The organism is Thermostichus sp. OS-CIW-20, assembly GCF_054061455.1.
In genome coordinates this window covers 24,503-30,535 of sequence record NZ_JBSSEF010000034.1, presented here as the reverse complement: position 1 = coordinate 30,535, position 6,033 = coordinate 24,503, and the positions used below count along the sequence as shown (strand labels likewise).

Sequence of the window (6,033 nt, the reverse complement as noted above, 5' to 3'; positions counted from 1 at the left end):
ACGAGGGGATTCGGGCCTGGATGGCGCCGCAGGACCAGCCGCACGAGCGCTTTGAGTTCCCCGAGGAAGTCCTGCCCCGCGGCAACGCGCTCTAAGGAATCGTTGCCTGCCCCTTGCCAGGGATCCGCTCCTGGCAAGTCTAGGGATCCCAGAGGTTTGCGGATCCCTTTTTTTATCGGTTGCAAGGCGGCTGGGCTCGCAGGCGGGCGCAAATGGCCTGCCAAACCTGTTCCGCCAACTGGGACGGGCTGGCTTCTGAATGGATGGGCACCCGCACGTCGGCCTGGGCGTAGAAGGGTTCTCGCTCCTGCATCAGCCTCTGCAGGGCAGCTTGGGGATCGGGGGTTTGCAAGAGGGGCCGTTGGCCAGGATCCCGCTTTAGGCGTTGCCAAATGAGCTCAGGGGCCGCATCCAGCCAAACGGTGAGGCCGTGGTGCAGGTAGCTCCAATTTTTGGGCCGCAGCACGATGCCGCCCCCCGTAGCAACCACCAGGCGGGTGTAGCCGCTGAGCTGAGCCAGCACCTGGGTTTCCAGCTCCCGGAAGTGGGCCTCCCCCTGCTCGGCAAAGATCTGGGCAATCGAGCAGCCCGCCACCTGCTCCACCAGGGCATCGGTATCGAAGAAGGGGCGGCGCAACTGGGCGGCCAGCTCAGCTCCCAGGGTGGACTTGCCGCTGGCCATCATGCCAATCAAATAGACGGTCACGCCACGCAGGCGTTCGGCTTCTTCCGGCTGAATCATGAGATGGGCAAAGATCCGCTAGGGACTTAAACGTATCCGTGCTCGGCCAGAAACTCCAGAGAAAGGCCGCTCTCCGGCGGAGCCAGGCCCAACAATTTTTCCACATACTTGCCCAGCATGTCCGCCTCCACGTTCACCGGATCCCCCACCTGCAGCAAGGAGAGGTTGGTCTCGCGGTAGGTCTGCGGGATCACCGCCACCTTGAACCAGCAGCCCCCCTGGCGCACCTCGGCAACGGTCAGGCTGACCCCGTTGACGGCCACGCTGCCTTTGGGCACGATGTAGCGACCGATCTCCGCCGGCACCTTGAAGCTCAGCTCCCAGGCGTTGCCGGTGGCCGCTTGCTCCCACAGTTGTCCCACCCCATCGATATGGCCGCTGACGAAATGCCCCCCCAGCTTGTCTCCCACCCGCAGGGACGGCTCGAGGTTAACGGTGCGCGGGCCGGATCCCTGGCCCCAGACCGAGCGCCGCAGCGTTTCCGGCGAGACATCGGCCAAAAAGCCATCGGGCAGGATCTCCACCACCGTCAGGCAGAGGCCGTCCACTGCCACGCTGTCGCCATAAGCCAACTGCGGCTGTAGCTCTGGACAGATAACCCGTATTTGGGAAGAGGAGATCAACTGAGCTGTACCCAAACTGCGCACCAGACCCGTAAACATAGTTTCGGCCTCCTTGGCCCGCTTTCTAAGCTTTGGCCTGATCCCCAAGGGGGGCAGGGGATCCCCGCCATGGGCTGGGCGGGTTGGTTTTGGCTCCTCGGGGAGAGTAGGGGGTGTGCTCTTGCTGCTGGGCCTGGGCCAAAAGCCGCTCCACCTCGGCGACGAGCTGGCTTTCGCTAAAAGGCTTGGTCAGGTAGCCGGTTGCTCCCGACCACTTGCCGCGGATGCGATCCAGCAAACTATCCCGCGAGGTAACCATCAGGATAGGGAGAGACTTGAACTCTTCCAGGCTACGCACAATGCGGCAGAGTTCTATGCCGTCGATCCCGGGCATGGCGATGTCCATCAACAACAGGTGAGGCCGGTGCTGAAACAAAAGGGGGAGCACCTCGGCGGGGTTGCCCGTTGTGATCACGTGATATTTGGATAGGTACTGCCGCAGGATTTCTTGCATCACGACACTGTCGTCCACCGCCAAGAGGGTTGTGGGAGCGTGGCGCTTAGCCTGCAGCAGTTCTGGGGGCGTTTGCAGGCTCACCAGACCTTTTTTGGCCCAGGCAGCGAAAAGGCCGGCCACCTCCAGCCGATCCCGACACAGCTTCTTGGCAATGGCCTCTAGCGACTGGCCATCTTTGGTGAGGGCGTTTAGCTTTTGCCGCTGTTCGTCGGTAAGGCGATAGCGGTTGACCCGATCCCAGTTGACCACCGGCACCGCCAGCATGGTGGGAACGGCCACCCGCAACTCCGCCCAGCGATCGTGGCGGCGAGCCGCTTCTTGTAGCAGCGGCTCCAACTCAAACCCGCCAATGGGGGCCTCTTGGGCAACCCGTTCCTGCACTTCAAAGGAACAGGTGCCTGCCCGCTCAAAGAGATAGCGATCGAAATCGGTGAGCAGGTTGAGCCAGAGCGCGTCTTCCAGCTCACCTGGCTTGATCAGGCCCAACTGGGCGATGGCCTCTAGCAGTTCCGGCAGGGAGTTGTCTTTTATCAGCCGCTCCTGCAGCACTCGGATAGCCCGCTGCGACCATTCCAAGTTGAGGCGGGGAATAAAGCGGGATAGGCGCTTTAGCAGGATCTGAGGGTTGAGGGGCTGATCGGCGGAAAAGAGCAGTCTGCCGTAGTAGTAGGTCAGCACCCAAGGCTCCGTGCCCTCGGCGGGATCCCCCCCTTTGAGGTGGAGGTGCAGATAGCCGGTGCTAAACTGCCGACCTTGCTGCCGGAGCAGGGGCGCCAGTTCCCCCGCTGCAAACACAAAATGGGACATGGGACATCCTCCCGGCCAGCCTCTGCAGTCCAAATGCGCAGGGATTCACCTCGGCCACACACCCAAGCTTGCAGAGGCAGCCGTGATTCACGGCTGCTTCATCTCATTATCGTCTCTTTACCAAAAAGAAACACAAGAGGATAGCTTGGTAGCCCCGTACTTGAGTGCGGGGCGAAAAAGCCCTTGAGCCACTTTAGTTGCTTCTTTGTTATATAGAGCTTCTCCAGGAAAACAACCTACTGCGGTGCAAAACCGGCGCGGCAATAACTAACCTGGAGGAACTTCAGTCCGAAGTAAGCAGAACTTTGAGGTTATGCCTCAAAGGACTGTCTAGGGGTGTCTTGACAGCGCCTTCGCGAGTCCATTTTGGGCTGCGTAAGAATCCCCTGGGTGGGAGTGTCAAAGGCAGAACTCTGGGAACCCTACCAGCAGCCGCCCGACCGGAACCGCTGCAAGGCTCAGGCTGGGCTCGCGGCTGCAACAATCCCGTCGGCTACAAGTTTAGAGTCTCTCGCTGGGCCCGGAGCAATTCTTGGATGCCGGCCTGGGCCATATCCAACATTTGCAACAGTTGCGAGCGGTCGAAGCAGCCGGCTTCGGCGGTGCCCTGAATCTCGATCAAGGCTCCCTGCTCGTTCATGACAATGTTCATGTCCACTTCCGCTTGGCTGTCCTCCTCGTAGCACAAATCCACCAGCACCTCGCCTCGCACGATCCCCACCGAAAGGGCTGCCACCTGCTGCCGCAAGGGGGATCCCTGCGCCGGATCCAGCAGCCCCTGTTTGTAAAGCCAAGTGATGGCGTCGTGCAGGGCCACATAGCCACCGGTGATGGCGGCGGTGCGCGTGCTGCCATCGGCCTGCAGGACGTCGGCATCGACAGTGATGGTGCGGGATCCCAGCTTGTGGAAATCCAAGGCGGCGCGCAGGCTACGCCCGATGAGCCGTTGGATCTCGGCGGTGCGGCCTGAGACTTTTAGCGTCTCTCGCGGCTGGCGCTGTTGGGTGGCGGTGGGCAGCATGCGGTACTCCGCTGTCAGCCAGCCTTGGCCGGTGTTCTGCAAAAAGGGGGGGACTTCTTCGGCCACACTGGCGGTGCAGAGGACATGGGTATCGCCAAACTTCACCAGCACTGAGCCCGGAGCGTAGCGGGTGAAGTGGCGCTGAAAGGAAATCGGGCGCAATTGGGCAGCCGTGCGACCATCGGGGCGTTGCCAGCTCATGAGCAGTTCAAAAAAGGATCCCTCGCATTGTCAGTCATGTTCGCCCGAGGCAGCTCACGGCTTGGAATCTCTACAGAAGTGCCGCCGGCGCCTTGACAGGCGGGGGTCTGGAGGATCGCAGCCGTGGGCCGGTTGGGCAGGTTACAGTTGAGCAGGTTACAGTGTAAAGAAGTTCTTAACTCTCATTTCCTGCTGTTGCTATTGTTGCGGCAAGACAATGCTGCAAGAGCAGTCCTACGGGACAACGGCCAAGACAGGAAGCGACAAGGACAAGATTGCCCATGCTTCACCTCCTGCTGCAACAGCTGCGCCGATCCACTTTGGATCCCCTGCAAGAGATCTGCTGGACGCCGGAACTGATCGGGATCCTGCTGGTGTACTTTGTGCAGGGGGCGGTGGGGCTGGCGCGGCTGGCCACCAGTTTTTACTTGAAGGATAGCCTGGGCCTGGGGCCGGCGCAGACGGCGGCGCTGATGGGCTTTGCCGTCATTCCCTGGACCCTCAAGCCTCTTTACGGCCTCCTCTCCGATACGCTGCCGCTGGCAGGCTACCGCCGCCGTCCCTACCTCTTGCTCTCCGGGCTGCTGGGGTGTGGGGCTTGGCTAGGGATGGCCCTGTGGGCGCCAACGGCTGAGTTGGCAATGCTGTGGATGGTTTTGGGATCCCTGGCGGTGGCGGTGGGGGATGTCATTGTGGATTCGCTGCTGGTGGAGCGGGTTCACGGCAGCGACTGGGCGGGGACGGGCACGCTGCAGTCTTTGTCCTGGGGGGCGACGGCGCTGGGATCTCTGCTCACGGCCTATGCCGGAGGGGCACTCCTAGACCACTATCCCCCCCAGGTGGTGTTTGGGCTGACGGCCTTGTTGCCGCTGCTGATCGCCCTGGCGGCTTGGGTGATTGTGGATCAGCCGGTGGCCTGCTCCTTTGGCTGGGATCCCTTGCGGCAGCAGGTGGGACAGGTGTGGCAGGCGCTGCGGCAACCCAGCATTCTCTTGCCGGTGTTGTTTGTCTTTATCTGGCAGGCAACCCCCAGCGCCGACGTGGCCCTGTTTTATTTTTTTACCAGCGATCTCGGCTTTGGGCCGGGGTTTTTAGGCCAGGTGCGGCTGGTTACCAGCGTCGCCAGCTTGGTGGGGGTGGCGATCTTTCAGGTGTATCTGCGGCGGATCCCGCTGCGGCCTCTATTTGGCTGGATGACGGTTCTCTCGGCAGGGCTGGGCCTAACCAGCCTCATTTTGGTCTATCACCTCAACCGGGCCTGGGGCATCGACGATCACTGGTTTAGTCTGGGGGATAGCCTGGTGCTGACGGTGGCAGGGCAGATTGCCTTTATGCCGGTGTTGGTCTTGGCTGCCCGCCTCTGCCCGCCGGGAATCGAAGCTACCCTCTTCGCCTTGCTGATGTCGGCTTTTAACCTGGCGGGGTTTCTCTCTCAAGAGTTGGGATCCCTGCTCATGCACGCGCTGGGGGTAACCGAGAGCGATTTCAGCCATCTGGGGCTGCTGCTGCTATTGACCAACCTGTCCACCCTCTTGCCCCTGCCGCTTTTGGGCTGGCTGCCGGAAGGGGGAGCAGATCTGGAGGCGGAAGCCCACGCTTCTCTCGAAGCCTTTTTGCAGGAGGTGCGCGCGGAAGAGGCCGAGGCAGGGATGGAGGCAATCCCTTTGGGACAGACGGACATCACCTATTCTTGAGGGGCTGGCTGCCAATCAGACGCACTCCTAGAGGCACCCCTCACCCCCAGCTCTTCTCCCAGAGGGAGAGAGGAGCTAGAGGTGGAGACGGCGTTCGGCTTCGCCATGCTTGAGTGCGAACTATCAATTGAGACTCCCACCGCCTAAAGGCGGGGGATTCTTACGCAGTCCACAAAAGAACCCGCAACGGCGTTGTCAAAGCGCCTCTAGACAGTTCCTGAAGGCAAAGCCCCAAGGTTCTGCTGACTTTCTTAAGCAGGTTGGCGGCAGCATTCGCATCAGCGTTGACCAACCACCCCTTTGCCGTTTGGTACAGGCCCCGCTTGATACGCTTTCCAGAGGGTCTCCACCCGTCGGGTTTTTCACCATAATTAGGTAGCTCATCTCCATCTAGGAAGCTTGCCTGCGAGCTGTACGCTTCCTCTACCTCAATAAACTCCATGCCATAA

Annotated in this window: 6 protein-coding genes and 1 pseudogene; 2 read left to right on the top strand and 5 right to left on the bottom strand. The window is 61.0% G+C overall.

From position 1 onward, the window contains the following. Positions 1–95: pseudogene (locus ACVWXC_RS11185) on the top strand (photosystem II protein D2); the annotation flags it as partial. Positions 96–172: 77 nt separating this feature from the next. Here ACVWXC_RS11185 and ACVWXC_RS11180 read toward each other — a convergent pair. The 4 genes from ACVWXC_RS11180 to rph all read right to left on the bottom strand — a co-directional run bounded on the left by ACVWXC_RS11180 (position 173) and on the right by rph (position 3,890). Beyond that, the gene (locus tag ACVWXC_RS11180; RefSeq protein WP_011431430.1) at positions 173–742 is read right to left on the bottom strand and encodes a shikimate kinase; all 570 of its coding nucleotides are present in this window, start codon (positions 740–742) and stop codon (positions 173–175) included. A gap of 26 nt (positions 743–768) precedes the next feature. Beyond that, positions 769–1,404 (bottom strand): riboflavin synthase, encoded by a 636-nt coding sequence (locus tag ACVWXC_RS11175; RefSeq protein WP_011431429.1) that lies wholly within the window; start codon positions 1,402–1,404, stop codon positions 769–771. Between the two features lie 25 nt (positions 1,405–1,429). Beyond that, positions 1,430–2,668, bottom strand: a complete 1,239-nt coding sequence (locus ACVWXC_RS11170) for a response regulator (RefSeq protein WP_457392770.1) — start codon at positions 2,666–2,668, stop codon at positions 1,430–1,432. A 493-nt stretch (positions 2,669–3,161) separates the two neighbouring features. Then, complete coding sequence (gene rph / locus ACVWXC_RS11165) at positions 3,162–3,890, bottom strand: ribonuclease PH (protein ID WP_011431427.1); 729 nt, start codon at positions 3,888–3,890, stop codon at positions 3,162–3,164. 281 nt (positions 3,891–4,171) lie between these two features. Between rph and ACVWXC_RS11160 the strand changes: the two genes are divergently transcribed. Beyond that, entirely contained in the window at positions 4,172–5,584 is a 1,413-nt protein-coding gene (locus ACVWXC_RS11160) for a folate/biopterin family MFS transporter (protein ID WP_457392767.1), read from the top strand. Positions 5,585–5,744: 160 nt separating this feature from the next. Here the strand turns inward: ACVWXC_RS11160 and ACVWXC_RS11155 are convergent, their stop codons facing one another. Continuing rightward, positions 5,745–6,026 carry a hypothetical protein gene (locus ACVWXC_RS11155; RefSeq protein ID WP_206336872.1) on the bottom strand — a complete coding sequence of 94 codons (282 nt, stop codon included), beginning with the start codon at positions 6,024–6,026 and terminating at the stop codon, positions 5,745–5,747. Between the last annotated feature and the right edge of the window lie 7 nt (positions 6,027–6,033).